This is a genomic window from Bacillus sp. cl96 (assembly GCF_900100505.1).
GTDB lineage: Bacteria > Bacillota > Bacilli > Bacillales > Bacillaceae_G > Bacillus_A > Bacillus_A cereus.
In genome coordinates, this window is sequence record NZ_FNDM01000017.1 from 50,502 (window position 1) to 76,294 (window position 25,793).

Below are 25,793 nucleotides of genomic sequence, written 5' to 3' on the forward strand. Positions count from 1 at the left end.
ATCTTATATTGTATGTGAGAAAGAAAAGGGAGAAGGGTGAAGTATGGGGGAAGCACGTACTACGAAAGACGAGATTGTACAATTGTTGAAAGTAAAGGGAGAGCACACGGTAGCGGAACTAGCTGACGTTTTAGAGATTACAGAAATGGCGATTCGAAGACATTTAAGTAATCTTGAGAAAGACGGACTCATTTATTCTAAGATGGTAAGGCAACATGTCGGAAGACCAACTTATTTGTATGGATTAAGCGAAAAGGGAGAAGATACATTCCCGAAAGAGTATAAGCAATTTGCGATTGATATGCTAGAAGATTTAGCTCGAATGGGCGATGAAAAAATACTTCGTTACGTTTTAAAAGAGAGAACGAAGCGAATGGAAGAACAGTTACAAAAGAGAGTGAGTAATCAAAAGAATTTAGCATATAAAGTGCAAGAGATAGCAGCTATGCAAGAGAAAAATGGTTATATGGTTCAAATAAAGAGAGATGGAGAGAAATCTTTCGTAATTGAAAAACAAAACTGTCCGTTAAAGGAAATTGCCGAGAGATTCCCGCAAGTGTGTGAAGATGAAAAAGAAATGTATAAGCGTTTATTTACGAACGCAGAAGTGAAAACGCTAGCAAATATGTGCGAGGGCGATTGTAGTTGTTCTTACCAAATAAAAGAGAAAAAATGAACGTTATGGGGCGCTTTAAGGTAAAGCGTTTTTTTCTTTTGGAAAAGCGGGTAATATAAGAGTGGTATGATAAGGTGAGAACGTTAGCATAGAAGGAGAGACATAATCGATGTATAAAGGTTACTTAATTGACTTAGACGGTACGATGTATCGCGGAGAAGAACAAATTGAAGAAGCAAGCGACTTCGTAAAAGCATTAGGAGAGCGCGGCATTCCATATTTATTCGTTACGAATAACTCAACTCGCAAACCGGAACAGGTAGCAGAAAAGCTTGTTCGTTTCGATATTCCAGCGAAAGCAGAGCAAGTATTCACAACGAGTATGGCGACTGCGAACTTTATTTATGAACGTAAACAAGACGCAACTGTATATATGATTGGTGAAGAAGGCTTACACGATGCACTTGTGGAAAAAGGATTTGAACTTGTGGATGAAAATCCTGATTTCGTTGTTGTGGGTTTAGATCGTGACATCACATATGAAAAATTAGCAAAAGCATGTCTTGCTGTGCGTAATGGCGCAACGTTTATTTCTACAAATGGGGATATTGCCATCCCAACTGAGCGAGGATTATTACCAGGTAATGGTTCATTAACATCAGTTGTAGCAGTATCAACAGGTGTGGATCCAATCTTTATCGGAAAACCAGAATCAATCATTATGGAACAAGCTTTGAAAGTGCTTGGCATAGAAAAGAATGAAGCATTAATGGTTGGGGATAACTACGATACAGACATTTTAGCAGGAATAAATGCTGGTATGCATACGCTTCTTGTCCACACTGGAGTCACAACTGTGGAGAAGTTAACAGAATACGAAGTTCAACCGACGCAAGTTGTGCATAACTTGACGGAGTGGATTGAGAAGATGTAATGAAATGCAGGTAGCCGGAAGAGGTTACCTGCATTTTTTATGCATAATTGCATATGTACTATAGGTATGCGGAATGTAAAATTTAAATGTATTGATATAAGGGAGGAATAAGAATGTACTGGATGTCATGTATTATGCTTGTTTTTACATTATGCGTTTTGTTCTTTGTTCTATGGAAAATATATATAATAAATGAAATGAAAAAAAGCGCAGGAAAACTTATTGCAATGTATCCTCGGGTGAAAAGACGTTGGATTGCATTACTTGGACCAGCATATTTCATTGGACAATGTATGTATATATATGCTCAGTACGTAAGTGGCGATATTGATACAGTTGAACAGTTTTTTATTCAGCTAGGTATTCATGCTGTAGCAAGTTGTTTTATGACTTTAATAGCTATACATCTTATTAAAAGTGTACAAATATATGAAAAAGGTGTAATAGATGGATTAAACTTTTATTCATATGAAGAATTGAAAGGCTATAAAACATCAACATGGGAAAATCCAAAAGAAAATATATTTTTATATCGCGGGCGAGAAAAAATGAATGACAATGTGAATTTACTTATTAGACAGGAAGATATGAATGAATTAGAAAGCATTCTTCAAAGATATATTCCGAAATTAATGATGAAATAAAAAAACTCCGGTTGTTAAAGCCGGAGTTTTTTTATTAGAATGCACGATTCACAACGTCTTTTACTTCTTCAAGATATTGTTTACGCACATCATTATCCACAGAAGGGACACTTGTATAGAATGTATGCTCAATTGTTTCAATACCTGTGAATTCAAAAATACCAACATCCGCTGTTTTCTTCATTGCATCAAACATGCCGCCTGCTGTGTATGCTTCTTTCGTATTTCCCATTGTAGATAATAACAATCCTTTTTTACCGCTTAATAACTTTTCAATGCCGTTTTCACCGTAAGCATAAGCAAATCCATGGCTGAATACACGGTCAACGTATCCTTTTAAAATAGCAGGAAGTCCCGCCCACCACACTGGATAAATGAATGTAATGCTGTCAGCCCAAGAGATATGTTCTTGTTCTTCTTTAATATCTTCTGGTGTATTTCCTTGAGAAAATGAGATGAAATCGGAAGCGCCTAATACTGGATTAAAGTTTAATTCGTATAGATCGCGAACGCGTACTTCGTGACCTTTTCCTTCTAATTCACTTTTTACCGTTTCTAAAATCGCATGGTTGAAGCTTTCTGTATTCGGGTGTGCATAAACGATTACATGTTTCATTTTTCTTCCTCCTATTTGTGGATATGTGAATAGCTATTTGTATTTCTGTAACTATTATGGTTACTACTTTTATAGAAGTCAAGTAATACATATGTATGTATAAAAAGACGCTCGAAAATCGCCTTTTTATACCCCGCTCATACAAAGTACAAAGAAGACGAATAAAATGATAACAATACCAATGCCAAAGTTAAATACGAGAGTACTATCCATATATGTAGCCTCCTTGTTTGAAAGTAAAAAGCACTCTAGTTAAGAGTGCTTTTTTATTTTGAATCTACTTTATAACTTTTAGAAAGTGATTCATGCGTGTCATGATTTACATTATTTTATGTATTTATACTTTGAAATGAGTAAGTCCTTGTTGGATATAGAAAAAAAGACACTCGTTCGAGTGTCTTTTAAGATGACAAAATGTGCCAATTGCTTGAGGTTGATAAGACGCTAATTTCCGTTTTAACGCCTTTTCTCTAATCAAGAAGTGTAGCAACAGCGATTCAAATAAATTGTACCATCTGTTTAATAGCTGTGCGTATGCAATTGTGCATATGATGATCATGAGGTAGGTAATGAACTGTGAATAATTTGAAGTGATTTATTTACGATTTCTTCTGCGGCATATATGCCGATTGCGTCTGTTTTTAAAATATGGGGTTGTAAGTTATCATGCATTGCCCCTAACTCACCATGAAGTGGTGCGAAGGCATGGTTCGCCTTTTCAAGCATGCATAAATCAAGTAAAGAATCCCCAGCTGTAATAATCGTATCTATTTGCAAAATTTCTTTTATATATTGCACGGCGTCCCATTTATTAATTGGTTTTGGTACAAAGTATAGCTTTCTACCTTGAAGTGAATGATTCCAGCCTTGTTTGTCTAACCAGGAAGTGAAGGATGATAATTCATCATAAGGAATGTTCTCCCGTTTAATAATGCAATAATGGAATAGATCATCAGCTGTTTTTTGCGATATAACCCAATCCTTATGAGCTATTTGTCCAAATTCCTTTAGTATGTCGTTTCTCTCTATACATTCAACCGATAGTCTTTCTTTTACTTTCCTGTTCCAAGTACCATCTTGTTTCCCGTTATGAAGGATATTGCCGCCGTTACTTGTAATGGCGTATTCGGGAATGATTTCGTTTTGGAATAAAGCAATACGCTGAAACTGCTTAATAGTTCTTGTTGTAACTGGGATGAAATGTGAGTGCAGTTGTAATTTTTTTAGTAGTAAAATGGTTTTATGTGATATGAAAGAAATTTCTTTCCCATCTATAGTTTCAATGAGTTGAATTGATTCATCTTCTATAGGGGCACGAAACGATTTCCGGGAATAAATAAGCGTCTGATCAAGATCACTGGCGAAAATCATCTTGTTTCCTTCCTAAGAGGCTTAATGAGCCCGCAACATGAATAAGCCATATTCTCATAGATTTCAATTGGGACATTCTTTTCTTTAGCGAGAAGTAAAATATGCTTTAAATCGGGATTGTTTTGCTTACGTATTAAAATTTTCCACGGTATTCTCCGGAGTAATACACGAGTTGTTTCACCGACTCCTGGTTTAATTAAGTTAATATCGTCAATTTCAAAGTGATTTTGGATAGACTGTATATCTTTTAATCCTTGCCAAGAGGGATCAGTGTAAGTTGAAGTAATATAACGTAATTGATTATCTATATGAGAATGAACAGAAGGGAATAACTCTGTTACCTCATCAACGAAGAAATTTGATAAGTCTTCTTGTTCTAGCTCTTTATAATATTTAACACCATGAAAATCATTTGGACCGATATAGGTGTCATTTAGTACAGTGCGACTAATTAGTCCAGAGACTGTTGCATTTAAGCAAGCGCTAGGAATAAGAAAATCTTCACGTGTACCGTAAATTGAAGTACAGTAACCGGGATCAGCAAGCACAGCCATACAATGAGAAATGTGTGTATTATTTCGTTCGTTAAATGTGTGTACTGCATATTCTAATTCTTTTTTTATTGCACCTTTTCCAGTCCACCCATCAATGAATTGAATTGTTTCTTTAGGGTGATGTTCCAAAATATAATGGAGTGCATTTTCATCAATACCGCGTCCGCGAACAATAGAAATACAATAGTGAGGTACATCAAGGTTGTATTGATAGCGTATGTAGCGTTTGATAAGAATGCCAATAGGTGTACCAGCACGAGCTAATGAAACGAGGACAAGGTTAGTTCCTTTAGTTTGTATAATCTGTTCGGCGACAACTCCAACAGCGATGGCTAGTTTGTGTTTATATTGTTGCAGGGAAGAAAAGAATAAATCCATATACGCTTTAGATGGTTTATATTCCATTGGTAACATTTCGGAATAATGTGTGCCAGCTTGAATTGCTTGTTCTCTAGTTTCCGTGGAACTTTCTTTCATTAAATCACTAATATCTTTTAATAGAAAAATAGCATCATTTGGATTGTAACTACTAATATGAGAATTTACTTTTACCATAATTATCAACCTTCCTTTTCTATGCTATTTGAAAATGAGACGATATGAATAAAAGGAATAACTGTTTGTAACTGCTGTAGAAGAGGAAACAGGGCTTCTTCTCCTAAATCACGCTCAATAAAAACAAATACTTCATCGTAATCATGAGGTGAAATATTATAAAAGTAATTTGTAATAGTAGAATTTTCAGGACTTGGATATGAGAAATGATTATGAATGGCGTAGTTTACATCATTTGAAACAGGATGGATAGGGCTTCTTGTTGTAGATTGATATAAAATATTTTCACCCATTTCAGCAGCAATTTTCATTGGGATATACATAAATTCACCCGTTCCGAGACAGAGTGTTCGTTTTCCCATTCTTTCTCTTTTTAAAGTTTTTCCTGCTTCTTGAGCGAAAGAATGAATGTGCTTTTGTTCATATGCTGAAATGCCAAATCGCCCAGTATATTTTATATAATTTGATGTATAGGGTGATTTTGGACAGGTAAGGGTATGCTTTTTGAAATCAGGTTTTGTTTCTTTAATTTGAATATCTGTTTTTGCAATATTTAATGGTTGGCCAGTTGTATGAATACTGCCTTCTAATAAAGAAATAACATGAATCTTAATTTGAAGTTCTTCTTCTAATTGTTTAAATTGTTTTCTATTAGTATGAGAACGCCAGTCTAATAAAGAAGCAATTATATATTCTTCTCGTGGGAATTTATTTTGAATAGATCTAATAATATTTAATGCTGTTTTTCCTGTTGTCATCTCATCATCTACGAGAACAATCGGGTTGTTGTTTTGAAAAAAGCCTTCATCTACATAACAACGGTGCGATGTTGCATGAGAATGTTCTTCCTCAAATGTAATGACAGATTCTAGGTGGGGTATCGATTCCCTAGTTGTATGCACATACTTTGCATTTTGAAAGCATTGAAACATAGAATGACCAAGTGCTGTCGCTGTTTCAGCGAATCCGATGAACACAACTTCTTCTTGCAGAGGATATTGATAACGAAATACTTCCTCTGGGATTTCATCAATTTCTAATGAAATGAGATTTAAAATTTCTTTTTGAAATGGATGAGAAATATTATGTAGTATTTCCAAATATCTTGCAGCGAGAGCAACTCCACTTGATAGAGAGACTGCAGGTTTAATAGGAAGATGCTTTCCAAGGATTGTACTCACAAATAAAAAACTACGTTTCTTATTTATTCTCGCAGCCATTTGAAAAAGATTGTCTAGCGCTAAATTATATGGATTATCATGTACTTCTACATGGACTTGTATATTATTTAAAACGTTATACGTGTTGCTTTGCGTTTGTAATAAGGAGATCGATGAATTGTTTGTTTTCATGTAGCACCCCGTAAATATTAGATTTTAAAATGGTTTTGCGAGCCCAGCCATAATGAGGTTTTACTTCATTCATTTTGTTAGAAAAACTGCTTTTTAGCACTCCATTATACGTATCTGCATTTTGTAAAATTGATCTCGCATCTAAATAATCTTCCATTGTGACAATGTGCATTGCCTGTACAACTTTAATATGAGATGGGTGAATAACTGTCTTTCCGATTAAGCCATTTGCATGGTCAAGTGATACCTCTTGAATAAGCCCTTCTTCATGATCATTAGAAAAATATTCCCATACACATCCTGAAATAATATATTCATTTGTTGCCCTTGAGAAAACGTTAATAATGTCTGAAATACAATCACGGACAACGGTAATATGATAGATAGGTGTGTATTTATTGCGCCGAATACTAAATATACTTGAAAAATCAGTAGCACCAATACGTACATTTAAGATGTAATCGTGATAAGAATCTAGTAAATCCTTTATTTGTAATAATGATTCTGCCCGTGTTTCCTTATACATAATTTCGGGGGATTCTAAAATCGGCATGCCATATAGCGATAATGAGTATAACTCGTTTATATATGCAAGCTGATCGATATAAGTCTTTCCGTTAATCGGTGTGAATTTTGGAAAGACAAAACCACATAAACAATGAACAGCACTACCTAATTCAGTAACAATTGTCTTCAGTTGACTTGGCTGCCGAACTCTAATAAAAAGAAGCGGGATGTCTGCTTGATTTAGTATGTTGGCACTGACTAAGTTAGCGATTTGCTGTATTTGAACGACGATGTTTTGCTCTGCAAGTTTTACTTCCTCATCGCTGATAGCGTCCTCTAGACAAAGAATAATTGAGGTAGCATCCACATGTTTCTTTCTAATTATATCTTCCGCAATCGTTTCTTTCGTGCCAGGAGTATATAGTGTGGCGCCTAGTGCGTAAGCTAGTTGTTCTTTCCCTATATTTTTTGAAAAACTAAGAGGTTCTTTATAGAAAAAATTTTGCCGTTCTTCCGAGGAGAGATAAGAAAAGTAATTCAAATTGTCACCACCTTATTTGTAATGATTCTGTTTAATCGTAACATAATAAGAAAAATCTTCCATAAAAATGAAGCGATAAATTTAAAAAATATATTGAGAAAGATGAATTATAAGATGAATATCGAATATTGTTAATAGAAATATAATAGGGGGAAAGAGAAAGTGGATATACATAAGTTAACGATAGAAGAAGCAAAGAAGATAAATACGTGGACGTACGAGGAACCTTATAGTTTATATAGTTTTTCAGGCGAGAAAGAAGTAATAGAAGAGCTATTAGATGGAACGTATTATGGCTGTTGTGACGATCAAGGAGAGTTCATCGGCTATTTTTGTTTTGGAGAAAATGCACAAGTACCAGGTGGAAGAGATGCTAATTTATATGATGGAGAAGATTTGATTGATATCGGACTTGGTATGAAACCGGCGTTAACTGGGAAAGGAATGGGGAAAGAATTTTTCCAAGCTGGAATAGCGTTTGCCACGAAAGAGTTTAATGCAAAAATGTTTCGATTAAGCGTAGCAACATTTAATACAAGAGCGATTACGTTATATAAAAATATCGGATTTAAACAAGGGACTATTTTTTTGAGTCGCGGAAGAGAATTTATGCTTATGGAATACGAAAGGCCGTCAGCATGAAACTGACGGCCTAGAAAACATTATTATTCTGAGTGCTCAGCTCGGTGCGCTAAACGGCTTGAAGCAGCGGCAGCGATTCCGCCAACGATATCATCAAGGAATGTATGCACCTTTCCAGTTGATTTATCATTTAAGTATTCTAAAATACCAGGTTTTAATTTATCAATATATCCAAAGTTCGTGAAACCGATAGAGCCGTACACGTTTACGATAGAAAGTGCGATAACTTCATCAATTCCGTATAAGCCTTCATCACGTTTTACAATATCTTGTAACGGTTCACTTAGCATTCCCTTTTCAGCAAGGACATCAAGCTCGATACCAGTAATCAGTGCGTTTTGTACTTCACGTTTTGATAGTACACGTTCTACATTGTAACGGCATTCTGACATCTCTAAATTTGGATGATATTTTTTTTGAAGAAAATGAACAAGTTCAGCAATATCGTCAATTGTTACACCACGTTCTTGTAATAGTTGTAATGCTCTTTCTTGTAGTTGATTTGATTCTTTCATGTTTATCACCTTTTTTTCTTTTTAGTATTTGTATACGTTTCGTTGCTTTATCATGTGCATAGGAATGAAAGGCGAGCACAAGCTCATATATATAAAGAAAAACCATAGGTGGCGACTGCGATGATTCAGCATATTTATGAGCATTATCACATGCATGTTAAAGAATTAATCCCCCTTGGCCCCTATAAAAGCTTTTGGATTCGCAACAAAATTTATGTACTTGTTCCAATTGGAGAAATGGAGGAAGAAGTACTTGTAGAGATGAAAAAGCTCAGTGACTATATGAACCAGCAAGGGGATATAACTGTAGCGACTTTCGTTCCAACTATACACGGCTACTATGTAAGTGAGATAGAAGAACAAAATTACTGCTTATTAAAAGGTATGCGAGCGTTAGAACGACATGCTACGTCATTAGGAAGTGAACTTTCTATATTCCATAAACGAGGTGCATTCTTTCCAGAAGAAATCGAGCAATTAAGCCGCATTGGTGAATGGAAAGCGTTATGGGAAAAGAGACTCGATCAGTTAGAAAAGTTTTGGCAATCACAAGTGATGAACCACCCTACAGACGTATTCGATCAATTGTTTATTGAATCCTTCCCGTATTACTTAGGAGTTGCAGAAAATGCCATTCAATATGTTGTTGATACAGAAATGGATGATACGCCGCAACTAACGGATGCAGCGACAATTTGCCAAGAACGATTCACACCTTTATTATGGCATCAAACGAAGCGTCTCAAACTTCCTTTTGATTGGGTGTATGATCACCCAACTCGAGATATAGCAGAATGGATTCGCTATATGATGATTGAAAAAAAGAAAGACTGGGATCAAACAATCGTTCAATTTGTTACAGATTATGAACGGAATTACTCGCTGTCCTCATTTGGTTGGCGTTTATTATTTGCAAGGCTCCTGTTCCCGCTTCACTATTTTGAAACGGTCGAACGATATTATCAAACTGGAAACGAAGAACAAAAAAGCATATATAGAGATCGCTTAGAAGCCATTTTACACGATGTAAACCGCTCAGAGCAATTTATGAAGCACTTTTATGGCTCACTTCGTTTACCAGTAGATAAGCTCGGGATTAGAAAATTAGATTGGTTATCTTAAAAATATAAAAAAGAGACCGAGTGAGGCCTCTTTTTTATATACCACAATTTTATGTAATACATTATGCCCCTACCTGCTGATCTGTACATATATTTAAAACGAATTGATGCCTTTCGAGCTTTTCATTTACTTTACCCAATAATTCTTGCTGGATTTCTTTAAATAAAAATTGATAGCTTGTATTCCATGTTGGTATAACGGATGAAAGGCCTAATAAATACTCTTTTTTCTTTTCTAGTTCTTGAATTGTTACAAAAGTGTTCCCCATTTTTGGCATCTGTCGTCCCCCTATGTTTTTTTACTGTATATGTGTGAACGATTCACTATATAGTATTAATTATCGCATTTTTTGAGAAGGATTTCCAATTTTGTTTTATGATGTTAACGGATAAATGTGATTTGAATAAAAAAAGAGACCAAATTTGGTCTCCTTTTAGAAGGCGATTCTGAACGAGCCGCTTCTGCTTTTAGATTAATATCCAGCTCCAGCGGCTAGAACAGTCGGCCATTTCGCGCCTTCTTGTGAGGCAAAAAGCGCCTCTTCGTCAGGAGCTCCAATGACCTCCTGTTCTGAACGAGCCGCTTCCGCTTTTAGATTAAAATACTTGTTCTACTTCGATAACGCCTGGTACTTCTTCAAGTAACGCGCGCTCGATACCAGCTTTTAGTGTGATTGTAGAACTTGGGCAGCTTCCGCAAGCACCCATAAGGCGTAATTTTACGATACCTTCTTCAATGTCTACTAATTCAACGTCTCCGCCATCGCGAAGTAAGAATGGACGTAATTTATCTAATACTTCTAATACTTGTTCTTGCATATGTGGGTTTTCCATTTTTATCGACTCCTTTCATCAGTTTTATTATAATCAAGATAGAGGGGAAAATCTATTTTTTCTCTTCTTGTTTTATTGTCGAAATATTGTATCGTGTTTTTTCAGTATAGGGGTATGGGATAAGATTGTAAAATGATGTGCTTATGTAATAAGACATCTGAATATACTGTTGGGACAAGAAGTGGGGGAGAAGAAATGGTTAATGTGCAAGTGTATGGGACGAAAGTAATTTGTGCGAGCTGCGTCGGAATGCCATCTTCAACAGAAACGTTTGAATGGTTACAAGCGGCAATTGGTCGTAAATATGAAGGACAAGAAAATAAATTTAATTTCGAGTATATTGATTTCCAAGAAGAACAAGAAGATGCGGATAAAAAAGCATTCGCTGAGCGCGTAGTGGAAGAAGATTTATTTTATCCGGTCGTTCTTGTAAATGGAGAAATTGTTGGAGAAGGAAATCCTCGTTTGAAGGATGTTTATGAAGAAATCGAGAAATATTTATAAAACAAGAAGTCTTTGCGAATTTGCAAAGGCTTTTTTATTGGAGGGATAGATATGAAAAATGGAGTGAAGCATGCGTTACCAACGGAAGTACAACGGTTAATGGAGTGGTACACAGTAGAATTAAAAGAAATTTTTTTGGATGAAAAAATAGTCGGGGTATATATTTACGGATCCATCGCACTAGGTGCATTTCATAAGGAAACGAGCGATGTTGATTTTGTTACAGTGATAAATGATTCCGTGAATGAAGCTGAAAAACAGCAGCTTGTGGAACTACATAAGAAACTTAGTGACAATACGCTAGGTAAAAGAATGGACGGTATGTATATTCCGCTTGCTGACTTAGGGAAATACAATGATGAAATGAACGAGTACGTGTATTGTGCAGACGGTAAAGCTAATGTTGGTCATTGGGACATTAATGCGGTCACATGGTGGACGTTGAAAAATCAAGGCATTACAGTTACAGGAAAAGAAGCAGAAGATCTTCCGCTGCAAATACAATGGAATGATGTAGTAAATACGATGAAATACAACGTAGAACAGTACTGGAGTGAAAAGGCGAAGAAGCCATATTTATTTTTTATAGAAGAGTGGGTAGAGTCAGCTGTCGTTACGATGGGACGCATTTTATATACACTAGATCATAAAACAATCGTTTCAAAAGATAGAGGGTTGCAATACTTGTCAGAACGTTCAGCGGAAGAGTGGGAGCTCTTATTAAAAGAAGTAGCGAGAATACGGCACAATCCAAAAGAAAAGCGAATGCTCTCAAGGTGGAGAAGAGCAGATATGACGAAGAGGTATTTACTGCATTTAATTGAGACGTGTAGAGAGAAATGGTAGGGAAGAAAATGGACAATACAGTGGGGTGTATTGTCTTTTTTATTTTGTAGTAGATAGAAAAGTATTTACAAGCATTGTGTAGAGGAAAGATAATAGAAAAAAATATGCGCATGGGGGAAGATGATGAGTAAATATAAATTACATATAGATAGAGAACAATTATGGAAAGGGTGCGTTTTAAATTCGATTGCCCATGCAATTAATGTAGCGCATTGTCCAGATTTCTCACATGAAAGTTCATGGGATGGATTTAACTATAGTATGCAAGATAGCCAAGGCGGACAAGGGACAATTACGTTTCACCCGAATTACACGATTGTATGTCTTCAAGATGTGAATAGTGAGAGAATTGATGAGTGGATTGATGCGAAAAAATTTTTTGAAGGGGCACCTTCGGAAGTAATAGATATTGCGAAAGAAGAAGCACTTCAATACGTATTAGAAGAAGTAGAAGGCGAAACAGTTCCTTTTATTACAACTGCATTTTGGATTGAGGATAGCGGTGCGTATTCAATTGATTCATTTGAAGAGATGGAAGAGCACGGCGGATTCTTATTAGAAATTCCATTACTTGATACAGAATCAGCAATAGAAAGACTAGAAGAAGAGTATGAACTGACAGAGGAACAAATAGAGCTTTTACAACTCGTGTATAAGAAAAAAATCCAAAGTCCAAATGAGGAAATTAAGTTGTCTAAAGAAGAAGTAGCAATGATTGGAACGGAAGATAGCGAAGGATTGGAAGTTAGTAAGGATTCATTTGAAGAAATGAATATTACTTGGGAGTTGTAGGGGGATAACATGTTTCCGATTTAAAAAGTTACAAGAGGAATATAAAGCACTAGTAGAAAGTACAATGTGAAATTACATTGTACTTTCTACTAGTTTTTTCATATACATATCAACTTCGTGAAAGAATATGGGCTCTTTTTCCTCGGTATTCAGATGCACGGTGCAATGTAAATATTGCTGTAAGTAGCGATTAGCTTGTTCGTACTGTTTTAATTTGTAGAAAGAAAAACAGGTAAGAAGTAGAAACGCTTTTTCTTCTAATATTGGAACGACAGCTAGTACCGGAGTAATGGAATGTATATTTATTTCCACTAAATTTTCATAAGATGCCCACGTTTGAAACCAGTCGAAAATAGTAGAAAGGTAATTCGGAATGTTGATAGTTTCATGTGAAACATTGTGCAATAGCTGGTTCTGTTTGATATGTATAGGCTCTATTCTTGTTTGTAGAATGCAAGCGAATATTGAAATGTTTTCTTTTATTTGTAATTGGTTCGTAATAAGCTGCGGGAGACCGATAGGGTGAACTCCTATATTTATATAAAAATCATCTCCAAACTGGCTTTTTTGTATGTTAATGAGCTTATAAAATCCGTTTTCAGCTTTGAAAAATGTATGTCTTTTTTTCTTAAAGCCGAGTGGTTTTAAAGTGGCGTGTAAATTTGTAATAAAATCTTGCTCCTTTTTAGAGCCAGGCTTATTCTTCGTCATATTCATAAGTAGTTAAGTTTTGTAAGAAACTTTCAAAGTTAGGTGCTAATTCAATAATTTCCTCAAACTCATTATCGATAAATATAACTGGAGGATTTTCAGCTACATTTCGATAGTCTAATGCAATCCATGTATGTCCATCACCAGATAAAAGTACGATATTCTCAGGCATTTCCCATTCTCGAATTAAATAGCGGCTCTCTAAAATACTAGATTCATTTTCATTAAAAGAAATACCATATAAACCAGATACATTAACGTGATCGTCTGCCCAAGAATTTGGCTTTGGAGTAGGGTGAACATCGAGACGAAGAGTTCCCCCATTTTGTTCTTTTAGAAGGGTTATATATGATTCTGGAAGCTTTACGTTCAGTACTTCTTCTGCTTTTTTGATTAGTTCATCGTTAATGGGTGCTAGTTTTAAATAGTCATCGTCTGCCCAAATTGTACTCTTCATATTCGGTCACCTCAAATAATAGTTTTAAGAATCTTATGTCATATATTATAGTTAGTTTAGATAACACGCAATAGAGGGAGGGACGGAGTATGGATGTGTATGAATACCTCGATCACGTAAATTCTAAAGAAGATTTATTAAAATTTCTTGTATACCTCCAAAAGGATTTTAAAGTGAATAAAGATGAATGGGAGAATGTAGAGGTAGAGACTTATTTAGAGGCATTAAATAGTTGGTTAGGTTCTTGTGAATCGGTTTATATAAATCAAGGAGAGAAGTTTCCAGAAAATATTTCATGGAAGTTTATTGCTCAAATGTTACTTGCGGCAGCTCATTATGAATAAAATTAGATTCTTAAAAGATAGAATGGAGAAGATATCATGATTAACCATAATAAAATTAAACAACTTTTAGCACATGTAGATCGTGCTGAGGATAATGAAATTGAGCTAGAGTATGAATCTGAACCTATGACGATAGAATTGTTTAATAGTGAAGAAATAGAAGAAGGGCAACTTGGTTATAGTTTTGATGAAGAAGGACAAAGCTTAGTCGGGAATGAAGAAGGAGATTGGAAAGAAGGATGGATTGTAATAGGGATAGATTCATATCTTGGAGACCCGATTTTTGTAGATAGTAATGATGAGAATTGTCCAGTTTATACAGCTATGCACGGTGAGGGAGAATGGGAGCTGGAATGTATAGCGGAACGTATAGAAGATATTATTGAGAAAGTGAAGGGGAATGTGGGGGAAATAAAATAGTATTTCAATGTGATTAAGAGGGAGGAAATGTAGTATATATTCACTAAAAAGGATGTATAAAAATGATTTTGATGCATCCTTTTTAGTGAATATATAAAATAATTAACTTAGTGTATTAAAGGTATGATACACGATTATTTTAATATATTTAAAAGTAAAATGAAATAAGAAACGGATAATTGTCGGAATATATTCGATTTCCGTTCACTTTTATGAAATATGTGTACTTTTTGTTAGATTCCTTCATTTTGTCCATATACAATAAATGTATATAGAAATAAGAAAAGGATGATGTACGTGAAGGACACGGTTTTACAAGAAACGATTTCTCCACAAGAATTACATAAAGTTGTTCAAAAGAATACAGCTTATTATGACTTTAAGTGGGGTAAAGTAGAAAATCCAGCGCAAGGGAATACATGGAATTGGGTAGCCTTTTTCTTCCCAACTTTTTGGTTAGCTTATCGTAAAATGTATAAGTTATTTATTATATTTGCGTTATTGGCTATACCTAGTATAGTTATACCCCCTTTTATAGATATTCCAGATGGGATTTATGTAACATTTAGTTTAGCTCTTCAATTAGGAATGATGATATTTACTGGATGGCAAGGAAACCGTTTATATTATAAGCAGGCTGTTCGTGTTTTTCGTAAGGGAGAAGATGCGTCTGATCATGAGAAGGCGTATTTCTTACAATCAAAGGGCGGCGTGAGTATTGCTGGTATGATTGGTTTACAGATTATAGTCGGGATTGTGTATGGATTAGCTGCGTTCGGGCTGTCCTTTTTACCAACTGAGCCGAATATTAAAAACGTTGTTCGTTCAAGTGGCGAAGGGGTTACTTTAGAGATTATGACTGATAATCCAACTTGGAAGTTTGTGAAGAAAGAAAAAGATTATGACGTAGTAGAGTTTACTGGTTATGATTATACAGAGAAGAAAAACGTGAAAATTAAATTTGCTGTTTATTTCGATGAAGATTATTTCGAGTGGCAAGAGGTATATGAAAATAATAAGAAGTTAAGTGAAGAAGAAGTAGAAGAATATCAAATTTACATTGAAGAAAATAATTGGGGTTTCTAGAGGGAACTCGTTCATTTTGAAAAGAAGAATCTTGTGAAGGTTCTTCTTTTGTTTATTAGGGGGAGAGAAATGATTTCAGCAGTAATAGAAGCTCTAATAGGATCGATTAGTTTAAGTACGGGTTTACACACGAAAAAGATTGATGCTAACATACTTTACTTGCAGCAGTATGAATGGTTTCGAATGATATATGAAGACGAAAAGTATCGAAAGTTATTTATTACGAACTACAAAGTTCGCTCATATTTACAAAGTAAGCTAAGAGTTCGATTGCTTGTAAAAAATAAAAATGCACAACGAAGATTTTTAAAATTAGTAGAAGAGCAAATAGAAAAACGGCATACAAATTGAAATTTTGTAAAATACAATAAAAAATGAGAATTTGAGGTAGGCTTGTCAATAACGTGAGACTATGGCACTATAAAGAAATGCTATACAAATTTTATTTATCGAGATGTAAACATCAATTTTGATTTTTACGTATAAATAATGAACGGAGGAAATGAATTTATGGCTACTTTACCAAATTGTCCAAAATGTAATTCAGAATATACGTATGAGGATGGCGTTCTTTTCGTATGTCCAGAATGTGCTCATGAGTGGGGCCAAGAAGCAGAAGCTGAAAATAATGATGGTGCGAAAGTTGTAAAAGATGCGAACGGAAACGTTCTTCAAGACGGCGATGCAGTTACTGTTATTAAAGATTTAAAAGTAAAAGGAACTTCTTCAGTTGTGAAGATCGGTACGAAAGTAAAGAGTATCCGTCTAGTTGATGGCGATCACGATATCGATTGCAAAATCGACGGCTTCGGAGCTATGAAGTTAAAATCACAGTTCGTTAAGAAGGCGTAAGTAAATAGAAGAGGAGGCGAATAGCCTCCTCTTTTTATTATGTCACTTTTTGTCGGTAAATCGATATTTCGTACAAAATCGTTGATATATTCTGAGTTATGATAGATATATTTGAAAAATCGTTGATATATTGCAAGTTATGATAGATATATTGAAAAAATCGTTAATATAATTTCATTCATCGTGAACTACGCACCATTCACCTCGTACCATAGTCAATTTCTTTCAATTGACATCGCTTATTAAAGAACGTTTTATATCCAAGCTGTAAAAAGATAATGACAGCAAAGGCAGTACTTCCAGAAATACCGAGTATGATGGCGATTTGATATTGAATGGCTGTGAAGGGTGATACACCGGATAATATTTGACCAGTCATCATGCCTGGTAAGCTTATAATTCCCATTCCGACCATAGAATTAATTGTTGGTAAAATAGCAGAGTCAAAAGCGTCTCGAATGAGCGGAGCAGCTGCTTCTTTCGGTGTTGCGCCGAGCATAAGTGCACCTTCAATTTGACCTCTTTGCGATTTCATATTGTTTAAGAACGTATTTGCGCCGAGAGAAACACCAGTCATGGCATTCCCAACTAACATTCCTGTAATAGGGACGATATATTGCGGAGCATACCACGGATCATGTCCGATAATAACAAAGATAAATAGTAGAAGTGGCCCAATTGATCCAGCGACCATGGAAAGGGCGGCTACTCGTTTTAATTCTTTAGACATTGGGATGTTAACTCGTTTATAAATATTAAAAATTGCAAAGGTAGTAATAGAAGTAATGAGAGCAATTGTATAAAATGGATTACTGTTTTCAAATACGTATGTAAGGACATATGCAACAAGTACGAGCTGAATCGTCATACGGAATGTTGCGAGCGCGATTTGTTTTTCGCGAGGTATTCCTTTTAATTTTACAAGTCCAATTAAAATAAGAATAAAAATATAGGCAGCTGCAAGTTGCCAAATTTGGAGTTCAATAACGCCCTTCAACAGAGAGCACTTCCTTTCTAGTTGCACCGTTTGCTTTACTAATCTCAATAATGTCGTCTGCAACTTCTTTTGGAAGTTGTTGTGAGTGTGTGATGAAGATAATTGTTTTTTTCTTTTTTCGTGCTAGTTCAGTAAATTGTTTCATAACGTGGCGTTCTGTATCACTGTCTAATGCTGAAGTAGGTTCATCTAATAAATAGACAGGCGGATCCATAAGTACGATACGTGCAAAGGCAAGTCTTTGTTTTTCACCGCCAGATAGTGAGGAGGCGCTATCTTCTAATTGCTTGTCTAAGCTAACGGTTTGTAATGCACTCCGCAGGGCATCATCATTTGGAAATGGTTTTTCAGAAAGACGAAGTCCCATTAATAGGTTGTCTTTAACGGTTCCATCAAAAATAGGTGGAGTTTGCCCAAGCATAACTACGTCACGACGTAATTGAATAGGATGATAATCAGAAATTAATTGTCCGTTATATTCAATTGTGCCGGATGTTGGAGATTGTAAATCGTTTAACATGCGAAGCAACGTGCTTTTTCCGCTTCCGCTTTCACCGATAATGCAAGTAATCTTTTCTTTTTGAATCTGTAAATAAGGAATGTGTAGTATATCTTTATATATAACGTTTTTTAATATAAACATAAATCGCTCCTTTCTGATTCTAGTTATATCGTATCAAAAAAGAGAAGATAACGGTTATAAAGAGCAACGTTTTTTCTTCGTCTTGAGTTTTATTAATAAGTTAAGTAAACGATCTAATTCTTGGCTGAAAGAAATCACTTTATCATGAGTCAATCCGTATCGTTCAACGAGATAGATTAACTCTTTCTTTTTCGCTTCTATTCGATTGTTTAGTTTCGATAAGTTCATAAGTGGAATGTAATGCCTCCTACAAAAGTATTTATCACATAAAAAATAAGACCGAATGAATTCGGTCTTCAAGGAAATAATAAAACAACTTACAAATAGCATACAATGTTTATCAATATTTTTTAATATAAAAATGAAAAATAAATCATTATAAATATTGAGAAAGATGTGTCTGATAATTTTTAAAAACTGATGCAAAGAGGCTGCCTACATAGTAGACAGCCTGTAAAGTATTAACCCTTATGATATTTGTACATCCAAAGAAGACCAGATTTTAATAATCTCGGTACACGTCCCATTAACGGTTGGTTTGCGAGTAAACCAAATCCGTGTTTTTTACCAAGAGATCCTAGAACACCTTTTAATTTAATAACAGGTAGTTCATCAGGGAGTGGTTCATTATTCCAACGTTTTAATAATATTTGGACAATTTGTTCTCCTTGACCTTCAGCAAGTTGGGCAGATGGTGCATGTGGAAGTGCTGCGCAATCTCCTACAACGTAAACATGCTCGTTGTTTGGAATATTGTGATATTTCGTTAAGACAACCCGTCCGCTACCATCTTGTTCAACTGGAAGGTTTCGAACAACTTCATTTGCTTGAATACCAGCTGTCCAGACAATTGCATCACATTCAAGTGGTTCATCGTGATTATACACAATATTTGGTTCCACTTTTGTAATGTTAGAGTTTCTTATAATATTAACTTTATGTTTTACGAACCATTCTTCTACGTATCTACTTAATTTCTCTGGATACGGGAATAAAATTCTATCTTTTCGATCAAATAAATAGATTTTTAAATCAGAACGGCTTTCACGAAGTTCACTTGCTACTTCAACGCCACTTAAGCCAGCACCAACAACAGCTACTGTTGCATTTGGTTCTAGACTATTTAATTGTTCATATGTTTTACGTGTTTGTTCAATTGATTGTAGACTATGTGTATATTCCCTAGCCCCAGGAACGTTATGATATTTATCTTCACAGCCAAGTCCGATAATTAAGTCATCATATTGGATTGCTTCGCCGCCATCGAGATGAACAGCTTTTTCTTCGAGGTCAATATTTGTTATTGTGCCGTATTGAATATTGAGGCGTGGGTGTTCAGGAAACGGTATACGAATATGCGTTTCTGAAATAGTACCCGCAACTAATGCATAATATTCAGTTTTGAAGCAATGATATGGTACTTTGTCGATTAATGTCACTTGTACATCATCTGGAAGTTGGTTGCTTGGAAGTAGCCTTTGCAGAATTCTCATTCCACCGTAGCCGCCACCTAGTATTACGAGGTGTTTCATGATGGATTACCCCTTTTCTGTTGAAATATCCCCTAATCATAAAATTTTATATTAATAAAATATTTTGACTTTACTCAATCAAATTATATCGAATTTGTGAACAAATAACAATGCATGAATGAATACTCTGTTGTACAATAAGAAGAAAAGTAAAATAAACTGTTTTTCCTTTGTAGTTACTATTTCATTGGAAGTAGCATGTTATATAGAAGAAGTCATCTACTTTGAAGTGAAGTAATGAAGTAACTAAATAGTTTAGACTGTGTAACGAAAACAACAAGAAACAGCTTAGTTTTCTTCTTATAGATAAAGTGAAAAGGTAATTTGTTTTGTAGTACAGGGGGGAGAATTTTGATTAAACCATTAATTGAATTTTGTGTAGGTAACCTTGCAAGTGGTTCACAAGCAGCTCTAGAAAAATTAGAAAAAGATCCGAATTTAGATGTAATGGAGTACGGTTGTCTAGGGTATTGTGGTATTTGTTTTGAAGGACCGTTTGCACTTGTAAATGGTGAAGTTGTACAAGGTGCAACAGTAGAAGAGCTTGTTAATAATGTATATGAGTATTTGGATGAAAATCCAATGTTTTAAGGTGTTGCGAATTAGCAGCACCTTTTCCATTAGATAAAACTTTATTTTGTGGGGAAGACTAATGCTGATTATTAGCCTTCCCCAATTGAAAATAGTGGGATAAATAAAAAAAGGCCCTTTTTAGAAGGGCTTTTTTCTTACACAAATTGTGTAAGAGTGGCTCATCGCCAAACGTTGTCAAATATGAGAAACGGGGGACATTCATATTGTGTTCTAAAAGCATGCATTTTATACTTAACATAACAAATTATTTTTGGAGTGAATATAAATGAGCCAATTTTCTTTTACAAAAATGCATGGTCTTGGCAATAGTTATATATATGTAAATATGTTTGAAGAGCAAATTCCTGAAGAAGATTTAGCCCTTGTGGCCGAAAAGGTTTCAAATATTAATACTGGTATTGGAGCAGACGGGATGATTTTAATTTGCCCTTCAGACGTAGCTCCGGTGAAAATGCGCATGTTTAATAATGATGGTTCTGAAGGAAAGAGCTGTGGTAATGGTTTGCGCTGCGTAGCGAAATATGCGTATGAGCATAAACTAGTAGAAGAAACAGTTTTCACAATTGAAACGTTAGCTGGTATTGTAACGGCTGAAGTAACAGTAGAAGATGGTGTCGTGACATTAGCGAAAATCGATATGGGGGCACCGCGTCTAACACGTGCAGAAATACCGATGCTTGGTGAAGGTGAAACGCCATTTATTCGTGAAAACTTCTTATATAATAATCATCGTTATGCATTTACAGCTGTTTCAATGGGAAATCCGCATGCGGTTATTTTGGTTGATGATGTAGAAAAAGCACCTCTTACAACACTTGGACCAGTCCTCGAGACACATGAAATGTTTCCAGAGCGAGTAAATGTTGAGTTTATCGAAATTTTGAATGATGACGAGATGAACTTCCGCGTTTGGGAACGTGGATCTGGTGTAACGCAAGCTTGCGGAACAGGAGCGTGCGCTGCAGTTGTAGCTGCTATTTTAAATGGAAAGATGGAACGCGGTAAGGAAATTACTGTTCATTTAGCTGGTGGCGATTTAATGATTGCGTGGACTGAAGAAGGAAACGTGTTGATGAAAGGCCCTGCGGAAGTAATTTGCTGCGGAGTGTATGAGTACAAGATAGAAGCGTAAAGATGTATAATGGACTAAGAACAGAAAGGAAGGTGTATTTCATGATTGAAGTAACAGAACAAGCAGCTTTTCAAATTAAAGATATGTTAAAAGATGCTGAAGATGGAGAGAAGTATGTGCGCCTTGCTGTACACGGCGGCGGATGTAGCGGTCTTTCTTACGGCTTAGGATTTGAAGTAGAACCAAAAGAAGACGACACAGTTCTTGAGTTTTTCGGTGTTGAATTTGTTATCGATACAGAAAGTGCTCCAATTGTTAAAGGAGTAAAAATTGACTATAAACAATCTATGCTTGGCGGTGGATTCACAATCGACAATCCAAACGCAATCGCATCATGCGGATGTGGATCATCTTTCCGTACAGCGACGAATGCTGGTAAACCAGAAGAGTGCTAAGTTTTTAGACGAAATAGAAAAGGCCTTTTTAGCGATGGAATAAAATCGTTAGAAAGGTCTTTTCTTTTGGCATTAAAACAGAAAATGCATGTAAAGTTACTTTGGAATTTAATTTAAATGTTATTATATATAGTATATGTGATTTATATTGTGAATTCCAGTTTCATATTGCTCGTTTTAAGATAAGATTTCGTAACGGAAATGTAAATAAATAGAAGAAATATACTATTTATTAGTTATATTTAATGTTAATATTTGTAACGAAGATGATTGGCGATCGTGTTCGGACTAGCTGTAGTTTCACTTTATATAAAAAAGGTGTATGAGGGAGAAGGCTATAGCAAATTGTATAGAACTGAATAGTTCCGTATTCATTAAAATACGTTGATTACTAGATATTAAAAAACACCGGGGGGGATTAGAATGAAGTTATTTAAGAAAGTACTTATAGTAGGGGTGGCGCTGACTACAGTATCGATTTTGGGAGCTTGTTCTAGCGATACAGACGTATTAACAAAAGTAGGAGCAAAGCAACCAGCGAAGGCCGAAGGTGAAGAAGTATTAAAAGATCAGAAGAAAACACCTATGACCACGAGTAAACGTGAAAGTATTAAAAATGAGGATGCTCCATCATCAAAGAAGCGTTATATTTCTCATGACGAATCTCAAAAGATTGAGGAAGGTATGACGTATACGGATATTCTTAATACGATTGACTACGGTGGTGAGAATATAAAACATTATAATAATAATGAAAAACGCGTATTTTATACTGAAAAAGATACGGATGGTACATATGAAATTATGGTTGAATTAAATACATATGGTTACGTTGTGAATATTGAACGTACTGCTATAAAGGGTACAGATAAAGAGAATGAGGTATCTATGAAACGTATTGAAGAGTCTGTAAAGGAATATGAAGAAAAAAACGATCGTGTACCGTGGTATAAAGATGTAAATAACAATTCGGCAGCAGTAAGTTACAATCACTATTTGAAAATTAAAAAAGGTATGCCCGCGAATCAGGTAAAAGCTGCAATTGGACAGCCACATGTGATTGAGAAATATAAATCTTATTCAGTATATGACTATACTGGTTATGGTGGAGAAGGATCATTACGTGTAATCTTTGAACCGAATGGAACTGTTACGGATGTAGTGGAAGACGGTTTACCACGATAATAAATTAGTTACGGGAAGAGTTGTAGTAAAGTTGTCTTTGATTTTATAAAGTTTTTGGGAGCATCCCCAAATATAGATGAAAAAATAATTCTTTTAGCCATGTTATAGTATTAGTGTTTACCGAAGTTTCTTCCAAATTCAATAGCGTTATTGTGGATGTTGTTGTCGTATTATTTTTGTTGATATATACCGCAGTAGGGCAGCAATTGTAATTGGACGTAAAAGGACGCGGAGGAGTAGCAGCTTCCTTTTGAAAAAAGGAGGGAAATATGATGGAGGATATTCTTGAATTCATAAGGAAATACGTAATTAAACCTATTATTAGTTTAATAAGATACCTTGTAATAGAGATTATAATTGAGGGTATAATAGAAGGCGTAATAAACGGTATAAGGAAATTACGTGATAAGTGGCGAAATTGGCGTGAAAGACGTTATTGGCGGTAGTGTAGCTGAGAAGCGTGCGAAACAAAAACGTTATACAGAAGTTTAATGAAATGATAGAAATCGACCCGCATTTACAATCTGTACTCGTTTCAATTGGTGATGGAATGACAGTCTCCAAAGTAAAGAAATAATTATTATCTTACAAAAGTGTAATGTTCATGTCATGTTTTTGAATTTCTTCTTTAAGCTCTGGGCTTTAAGATAAGAATATAAGAAAAAACATATGAGGTGAAGGAAATGAAAAGATACATTGCACTATTTAGTATTTTAGTTGTATTCGCAAGCTTGTTAGTTGGTTGTGATTTAAACCGTATGGGTAAAGATGAGTACTACGTTCAAATTACAGTAGATGGAAAAGAAGTTCATAGTAAAGCTGATAATGGTCAAAAATTTAAAGATTATGAATATAAGTTGACTGGCTTTGATAAAGACGGTAAAGAGAAAGAATTAGAATTTACAGCTCAAAAAAATCTTCGTAAAGAAGCATTCCTACGCGTATATCACTCAGATAAAAAAGGTGTATCAGCTTGGGAAGAAGTAAAGAAAGACGAGCTTCCAGCGAAAGTGAAAGAAAAATTAGGCGTGAAATAAGACAGATAGAAAAGGAATTGACGAACAGGGTCAATTCCTTTTTTTGCTTTCAAATTCTTCTTCTGAAATGACTTTAAATCCGTGTCTTTTAAATAAAGCAGTAGTTACCCCGTAACCAGTTTGCTTATTGCCATTAAATTCTCCAGTGTAAATTGTAGAACTACCACAAGATGGACTACGTTCTTTCAAAATAATATATTCTGGGTGTAAATTTTTAATTTGTTCTAGCGCTTTATAAGCACCGCTCACGAAAGCTTCTGTAACATCTTCACCATCTTTTGTCATCACTTTCGCTTTTCCGTCTAAAACGTCGTCGCCATTCCCGCCAATAATTTCAGCTGAGGGGCGAGGTGTTGGTAATCCCCCTAATACTTCAGGACAAATGAGGACTGTATCTTCTTTTTGCAAAAGCTCCTCTATTTTTGAAACGAGATTGTCATTTCCATCATACCGACAAGCGATACCACCTAAACAAGCACTAATTACGATCATATTTTCATCTCCAATAAAAAAATATTAACTATCACGCCAATTTTTCTTCCTGCCTCTTATTTATAAGTGAGGTGATAAAAATGGGAAGCTTATATAATTTAATGAAACCATACAGTGAATTTCAAAGTAAAGAAGAGTTTAATACATATCAAAAACAAGTTTTGAAACATTATCGATTTCAATTAAATAAAACGGATGCTACCATTATTCATTTTTTAGGAAAGTATGCAGTGAATGAGAAACAGAAAACAGTGGGGGTTGCTTGTCCATTAATGGAGACGATTGCTACAAATGTTGGAAAGAGTATTCGTACAGTACGCCGCTCTATTGCAAAGTTAGAGGAACTAGGAATTATAAAGCGTGTTGCGACAAAAGAAAGACATAGGCGCGGCGGATATAGTGCAAACTTATATGTATTTCTTATATCTGCAATTGACCGCATGGATGACCGTATGAAAATGTCCGCATGTGAAAGTGAGGATTATACAGCTGGCTGTAGCGGAAAGGAGCAAAAAAGCGAAAGGGAAACAATTCTTTCTAAAAACATTCCACAAATAAAAGAGAAAAGAAAAATAACGTACGAGCTTGATGAGACGTATTGCCGTCATGATATACCGAAGCCTTTTATATACGCACTTCTGCCGATGACGAGTAATCCGAAGAAGATTAATATATTTTGGAGTAAGGTGGAACTTGCATATAAAAAGAGTGGATTACTAGAGCAAGGTGTTTTACTGGAGCAAATATTAGCTGATGAAGAAGTGTATGGGAATTTCATTTGGCGCGTGAAAAGTGTTGTGAGGGCGTATAAATACGGGGAAATCCGTAAAAATGTGAAGGCACTTTTATATAGTACAGTGCGGGATTTATTTTTAGAGGTTGGATTAGAATGGGGAGCAGCTGTGAGAAGAAGTAAGGGGATACCGTTATTTGATCCTTTTAAAAAGGAGCCATGCGTAAATGCATGACTCC

The 25,793-nt window shown here is 35.3% G+C and carries 34 protein-coding genes and 2 pseudogenes; 21 read left to right on the top strand and 15 right to left on the bottom strand.

Going from position 1 to position 25,793, the window contains the following annotated elements; translation table 11 throughout:
- Positions 1-43 precede the first annotated feature (43 nt).
- The 3 genes from BLT20_RS26275 (at position 44) to BLT20_RS26285 (ending at position 2,194) form a co-directional block, all read left to right on the top strand.
- Complete coding sequence (locus tag BLT20_RS26275; protein ID WP_000503345.1) at positions 44-676, top strand: helix-turn-helix transcriptional regulator; 633 nt, start codon at positions 44-46, stop codon at positions 674-676.
- Positions 677-785: 109 nt separating this feature from the next.
- Positions 786-1,550 (top strand): TIGR01457 family HAD-type hydrolase, encoded by a 765-nt coding sequence (locus tag BLT20_RS26280; protein ID WP_000276467.1) that lies wholly within the window; start codon positions 786-788, stop codon positions 1,548-1,550.
- Positions 1,551-1,663: 113 nt separating this feature from the next.
- Entirely contained in the window at positions 1,664-2,194 is a 531-nt protein-coding gene (locus tag BLT20_RS26285; RefSeq protein WP_000289908.1) for a hypothetical protein, read from the top strand.
- Positions 2,195-2,228: 34 nt separating this feature from the next.
- Here the strand turns inward: BLT20_RS26285 and BLT20_RS26290 are convergent, their stop codons facing one another.
- The 5 genes from BLT20_RS26290 to BLT20_RS26310 all read right to left on the bottom strand — a co-directional run bounded on the left by BLT20_RS26290 (position 2,229) and on the right by BLT20_RS26310 (position 7,690).
- The gene (locus BLT20_RS26290; protein ID WP_000683440.1) at positions 2,229-2,810 is read right to left on the bottom strand and encodes an NAD(P)H-dependent oxidoreductase; all 582 of its coding nucleotides are present in this window, start codon (positions 2,808-2,810) and stop codon (positions 2,229-2,231) included.
- Between the two features lie 555 nt (positions 2,811-3,365).
- Positions 3,366-4,181 (bottom strand): HAD family hydrolase, encoded by an 816-nt coding sequence (locus BLT20_RS30330; RefSeq protein WP_000575372.1) that lies wholly within the window; start codon positions 4,179-4,181, stop codon positions 3,366-3,368.
- Positions 4,178-5,290 (bottom strand): cysteine protease StiP family protein, encoded by a 1,113-nt coding sequence (locus tag BLT20_RS26300; protein ID WP_000241507.1) that lies wholly within the window; start codon positions 5,288-5,290, stop codon positions 4,178-4,180. The genes BLT20_RS30330 and BLT20_RS26300 overlap by 4 nt, the downstream gene beginning before the upstream one ends.
- 5 nt (positions 5,291-5,295) lie before the next feature.
- Positions 5,296-6,642, bottom strand: a complete 1,347-nt coding sequence (locus BLT20_RS26305; protein ID WP_000856307.1) for a phosphoribosyltransferase family protein — start codon at positions 6,640-6,642, stop codon at positions 5,296-5,298.
- Entirely contained in the window at positions 6,587-7,690 is a 1,104-nt protein-coding gene (locus BLT20_RS26310) for an HpcH/HpaI aldolase/citrate lyase family protein (protein ID WP_001106081.1), read from the bottom strand. The genes BLT20_RS26305 and BLT20_RS26310 overlap by 56 nt, the downstream gene beginning before the upstream one ends.
- A 162-nt stretch (positions 7,691-7,852) precedes the next feature.
- Between BLT20_RS26310 and BLT20_RS26315 the strand changes: the two genes are divergently transcribed.
- Entirely contained in the window at positions 7,853-8,332 is a 480-nt protein-coding gene (locus tag BLT20_RS26315; RefSeq protein WP_000351158.1) for a GNAT family N-acetyltransferase, read from the top strand.
- Positions 8,333-8,355: 23 nt separating this feature from the next.
- On the opposite strand, the gene BLT20_RS26320 is transcribed toward BLT20_RS26315, so the two are convergent.
- Positions 8,356-8,847 (bottom strand): phosphatidylglycerophosphatase A family protein, encoded by a 492-nt coding sequence (locus BLT20_RS26320; RefSeq protein WP_000665103.1) that lies wholly within the window; start codon positions 8,845-8,847, stop codon positions 8,356-8,358.
- A gap of 120 nt (positions 8,848-8,967) precedes the next feature.
- Here BLT20_RS26320 and yutH point away from each other — a divergent pair, with 120 nt between their 5' ends.
- A complete protein-coding gene (gene yutH / locus BLT20_RS26325) occupies positions 8,968-9,969 on the top strand; it encodes a spore coat putative kinase YutH (protein ID WP_000614215.1) in 1,002 nt (333 codons plus the stop codon).
- A 61-nt stretch (positions 9,970-10,030) separates the two neighbouring features.
- Here yutH and BLT20_RS26330 read toward each other — a convergent pair whose 3' ends face one another.
- Together BLT20_RS26330 and BLT20_RS26340 are read right to left on the bottom strand one after the other, a co-directional pair.
- Positions 10,031-10,246, bottom strand: a complete 216-nt coding sequence (locus BLT20_RS26330) for a hypothetical protein (protein ID WP_001125507.1) — start codon at positions 10,244-10,246, stop codon at positions 10,031-10,033.
- Positions 10,247-10,565: 319 nt separating this feature from the next.
- Positions 10,566-10,802 carry a NifU family protein gene (locus tag BLT20_RS26340; RefSeq protein ID WP_000431159.1) on the bottom strand — a complete coding sequence of 79 codons (237 nt, stop codon included), beginning with the start codon at positions 10,800-10,802 and terminating at the stop codon, positions 10,566-10,568.
- A gap of 195 nt (positions 10,803-10,997) precedes the next feature.
- Here BLT20_RS26340 and BLT20_RS26345 point away from each other — a divergent pair, with 195 nt between their 5' ends.
- From BLT20_RS26345 to BLT20_RS26355, 3 genes are all read left to right on the top strand, one after another.
- Positions 10,998-11,306, top strand: coding sequence for a YuzD family protein (locus BLT20_RS26345; protein WP_000248588.1), 309 nt, complete (start codon positions 10,998-11,000; stop codon positions 11,304-11,306).
- Between the two features lie 51 nt (positions 11,307-11,357).
- Positions 11,358-12,152, top strand: coding sequence for a nucleotidyltransferase domain-containing protein (locus tag BLT20_RS26350; RefSeq protein WP_000788489.1), 795 nt, complete (start codon positions 11,358-11,360; stop codon positions 12,150-12,152).
- A 123-nt stretch (positions 12,153-12,275) separates the two neighbouring features.
- A complete protein-coding gene (locus tag BLT20_RS26355) occupies positions 12,276-12,944 on the top strand; it encodes a hypothetical protein (RefSeq protein WP_000049705.1) in 669 nt (222 codons plus the stop codon).
- 72 nt (positions 12,945-13,016) lie between these two features.
- Here the strand turns inward: BLT20_RS26355 and BLT20_RS26360 are convergent, their stop codons facing one another.
- Positions 13,017-13,655, bottom strand: a complete 639-nt coding sequence (locus tag BLT20_RS26360; protein ID WP_006918875.1) for a DUF4304 domain-containing protein — start codon at positions 13,653-13,655, stop codon at positions 13,017-13,019.
- Positions 13,642-14,112 (bottom strand): SMI1/KNR4 family protein, encoded by a 471-nt coding sequence (locus BLT20_RS26365; protein WP_002026507.1) that lies wholly within the window; start codon positions 14,110-14,112, stop codon positions 13,642-13,644. The genes BLT20_RS26360 and BLT20_RS26365 overlap by 14 nt, the downstream gene beginning before the upstream one ends.
- Before the next feature lie 89 nt (positions 14,113-14,201).
- On the opposite strand from BLT20_RS26365, the gene BLT20_RS26370 reads away from it, so the two are divergent.
- From BLT20_RS26370 to phnA, 5 genes are all read left to right on the top strand, one after another.
- The gene (locus tag BLT20_RS26370; RefSeq protein ID WP_000383680.1) at positions 14,202-14,456 is read left to right on the top strand and encodes a DUF7660 family protein; all 255 of its coding nucleotides are present in this window, start codon (positions 14,202-14,204) and stop codon (positions 14,454-14,456) included.
- A gap of 36 nt (positions 14,457-14,492) precedes the next feature.
- A complete protein-coding gene (locus BLT20_RS26375; protein ID WP_000607083.1) occupies positions 14,493-14,876 on the top strand; it encodes a hypothetical protein in 384 nt (127 codons plus the stop codon).
- 288 nt (positions 14,877-15,164) lie between these two features.
- A complete protein-coding gene (locus BLT20_RS26380; RefSeq protein WP_002026505.1) occupies positions 15,165-15,962 on the top strand; it encodes a DUF2628 domain-containing protein in 798 nt (265 codons plus the stop codon).
- 69 nt (positions 15,963-16,031) lie between these two features.
- Positions 16,032-16,313, top strand: coding sequence for a hypothetical protein (locus BLT20_RS26385; protein ID WP_000622366.1), 282 nt, complete (start codon positions 16,032-16,034; stop codon positions 16,311-16,313).
- 159 nt (positions 16,314-16,472) lie between these two features.
- Positions 16,473-16,814 carry an alkylphosphonate utilization operon protein PhnA gene (phnA, locus tag BLT20_RS26390; protein ID WP_000212737.1) on the top strand — a complete coding sequence of 114 codons (342 nt, stop codon included), beginning with the start codon at positions 16,473-16,475 and terminating at the stop codon, positions 16,812-16,814.
- A 199-nt stretch (positions 16,815-17,013) separates the two neighbouring features.
- On the opposite strand, the gene fetB is transcribed toward phnA, so the two are convergent.
- From fetB to BLT20_RS26410, 4 genes are all read right to left on the bottom strand, one after another.
- Positions 17,014-17,811: an ABC transporter permease gene (gene fetB / locus BLT20_RS26395; RefSeq protein ID WP_000679256.1), complete on the bottom strand. Its 798-nt coding sequence runs from the start codon at positions 17,809-17,811 to the stop codon at positions 17,014-17,016.
- Positions 17,795-18,454 carry an ABC transporter ATP-binding protein gene (locus tag BLT20_RS26400; protein WP_000470315.1) on the bottom strand — a complete coding sequence of 220 codons (660 nt, stop codon included), beginning with the start codon at positions 18,452-18,454 and terminating at the stop codon, positions 17,795-17,797. Before BLT20_RS26400 ends, fetB begins: the two co-directional genes overlap by 17 nt.
- 54 nt (positions 18,455-18,508) lie before the next feature.
- The gene (locus BLT20_RS30335) at positions 18,509-18,682 is read right to left on the bottom strand and encodes an aspartyl-phosphate phosphatase Spo0E family protein (protein ID WP_001054091.1); all 174 of its coding nucleotides are present in this window, start codon (positions 18,680-18,682) and stop codon (positions 18,509-18,511) included.
- Between the two features lie 233 nt (positions 18,683-18,915).
- A complete protein-coding gene (locus BLT20_RS26410; protein WP_000682068.1) occupies positions 18,916-19,986 on the bottom strand; it encodes an NAD(P)/FAD-dependent oxidoreductase in 1,071 nt (356 codons plus the stop codon).
- A 351-nt stretch (positions 19,987-20,337) separates the two neighbouring features.
- Between BLT20_RS26410 and BLT20_RS26415 the strand changes: the two genes are divergently transcribed.
- The 7 genes and pseudogenes from BLT20_RS26415 to BLT20_RS26435 all read left to right on the top strand — a co-directional run bounded on the left by BLT20_RS26415 (position 20,338) and on the right by BLT20_RS26435 (position 24,329).
- Complete coding sequence (locus BLT20_RS26415) at positions 20,338-20,577, top strand: YuzB family protein (protein ID WP_000595026.1); 240 nt, start codon at positions 20,338-20,340, stop codon at positions 20,575-20,577.
- A 268-nt stretch (positions 20,578-20,845) separates the two neighbouring features.
- Positions 20,846-21,712: a diaminopimelate epimerase gene (gene dapF, locus BLT20_RS26420; RefSeq protein ID WP_000077399.1), complete on the top strand. Its 867-nt coding sequence runs from the start codon at positions 20,846-20,848 to the stop codon at positions 21,710-21,712.
- Positions 21,713-21,753: 41 nt separating this feature from the next.
- Positions 21,754-22,107 carry a HesB/IscA family protein gene (locus BLT20_RS26425; protein WP_000573826.1) on the top strand — a complete coding sequence of 118 codons (354 nt, stop codon included), beginning with the start codon at positions 21,754-21,756 and terminating at the stop codon, positions 22,105-22,107.
- Positions 22,108-22,530: 423 nt separating this feature from the next.
- Complete coding sequence (locus BLT20_RS26430) at positions 22,531-23,292, top strand: hypothetical protein (RefSeq protein ID WP_000765221.1); 762 nt, start codon at positions 22,531-22,533, stop codon at positions 23,290-23,292.
- A gap of 104 nt (positions 23,293-23,396) precedes the next feature.
- A pseudogene (locus BLT20_RS31170) lies at positions 23,397-23,581 on the top strand (hypothetical protein).
- A 113-nt stretch (positions 23,582-23,694) separates the two neighbouring features.
- A pseudogene (locus BLT20_RS30340) lies at positions 23,695-23,869 on the top strand (methyltransferase).
- Between the two features lie 106 nt (positions 23,870-23,975).
- Entirely contained in the window at positions 23,976-24,329 is a 354-nt protein-coding gene (locus BLT20_RS26435; protein ID WP_000833148.1) for a YxeA family protein, read from the top strand.
- Between the two features lie 30 nt (positions 24,330-24,359).
- Here the strand turns inward: BLT20_RS26435 and BLT20_RS26440 are convergent, their stop codons facing one another.
- Entirely contained in the window at positions 24,360-24,821 is a 462-nt protein-coding gene (locus tag BLT20_RS26440; RefSeq protein ID WP_000635495.1) for a 2-thiouracil desulfurase family protein, read from the bottom strand.
- Between the two features lie 80 nt (positions 24,822-24,901).
- On the opposite strand from BLT20_RS26440, the gene BLT20_RS26445 reads away from it, so the two are divergent.
- On the top strand, positions 24,902-25,789 hold the full coding sequence (locus BLT20_RS26445) for a helix-turn-helix domain-containing protein (RefSeq protein ID WP_000535235.1): 888 nt from the start codon (positions 24,902-24,904) through the stop codon (positions 25,787-25,789).
- The last annotated feature ends 4 nt before the right edge of the window (positions 25,790-25,793 follow it).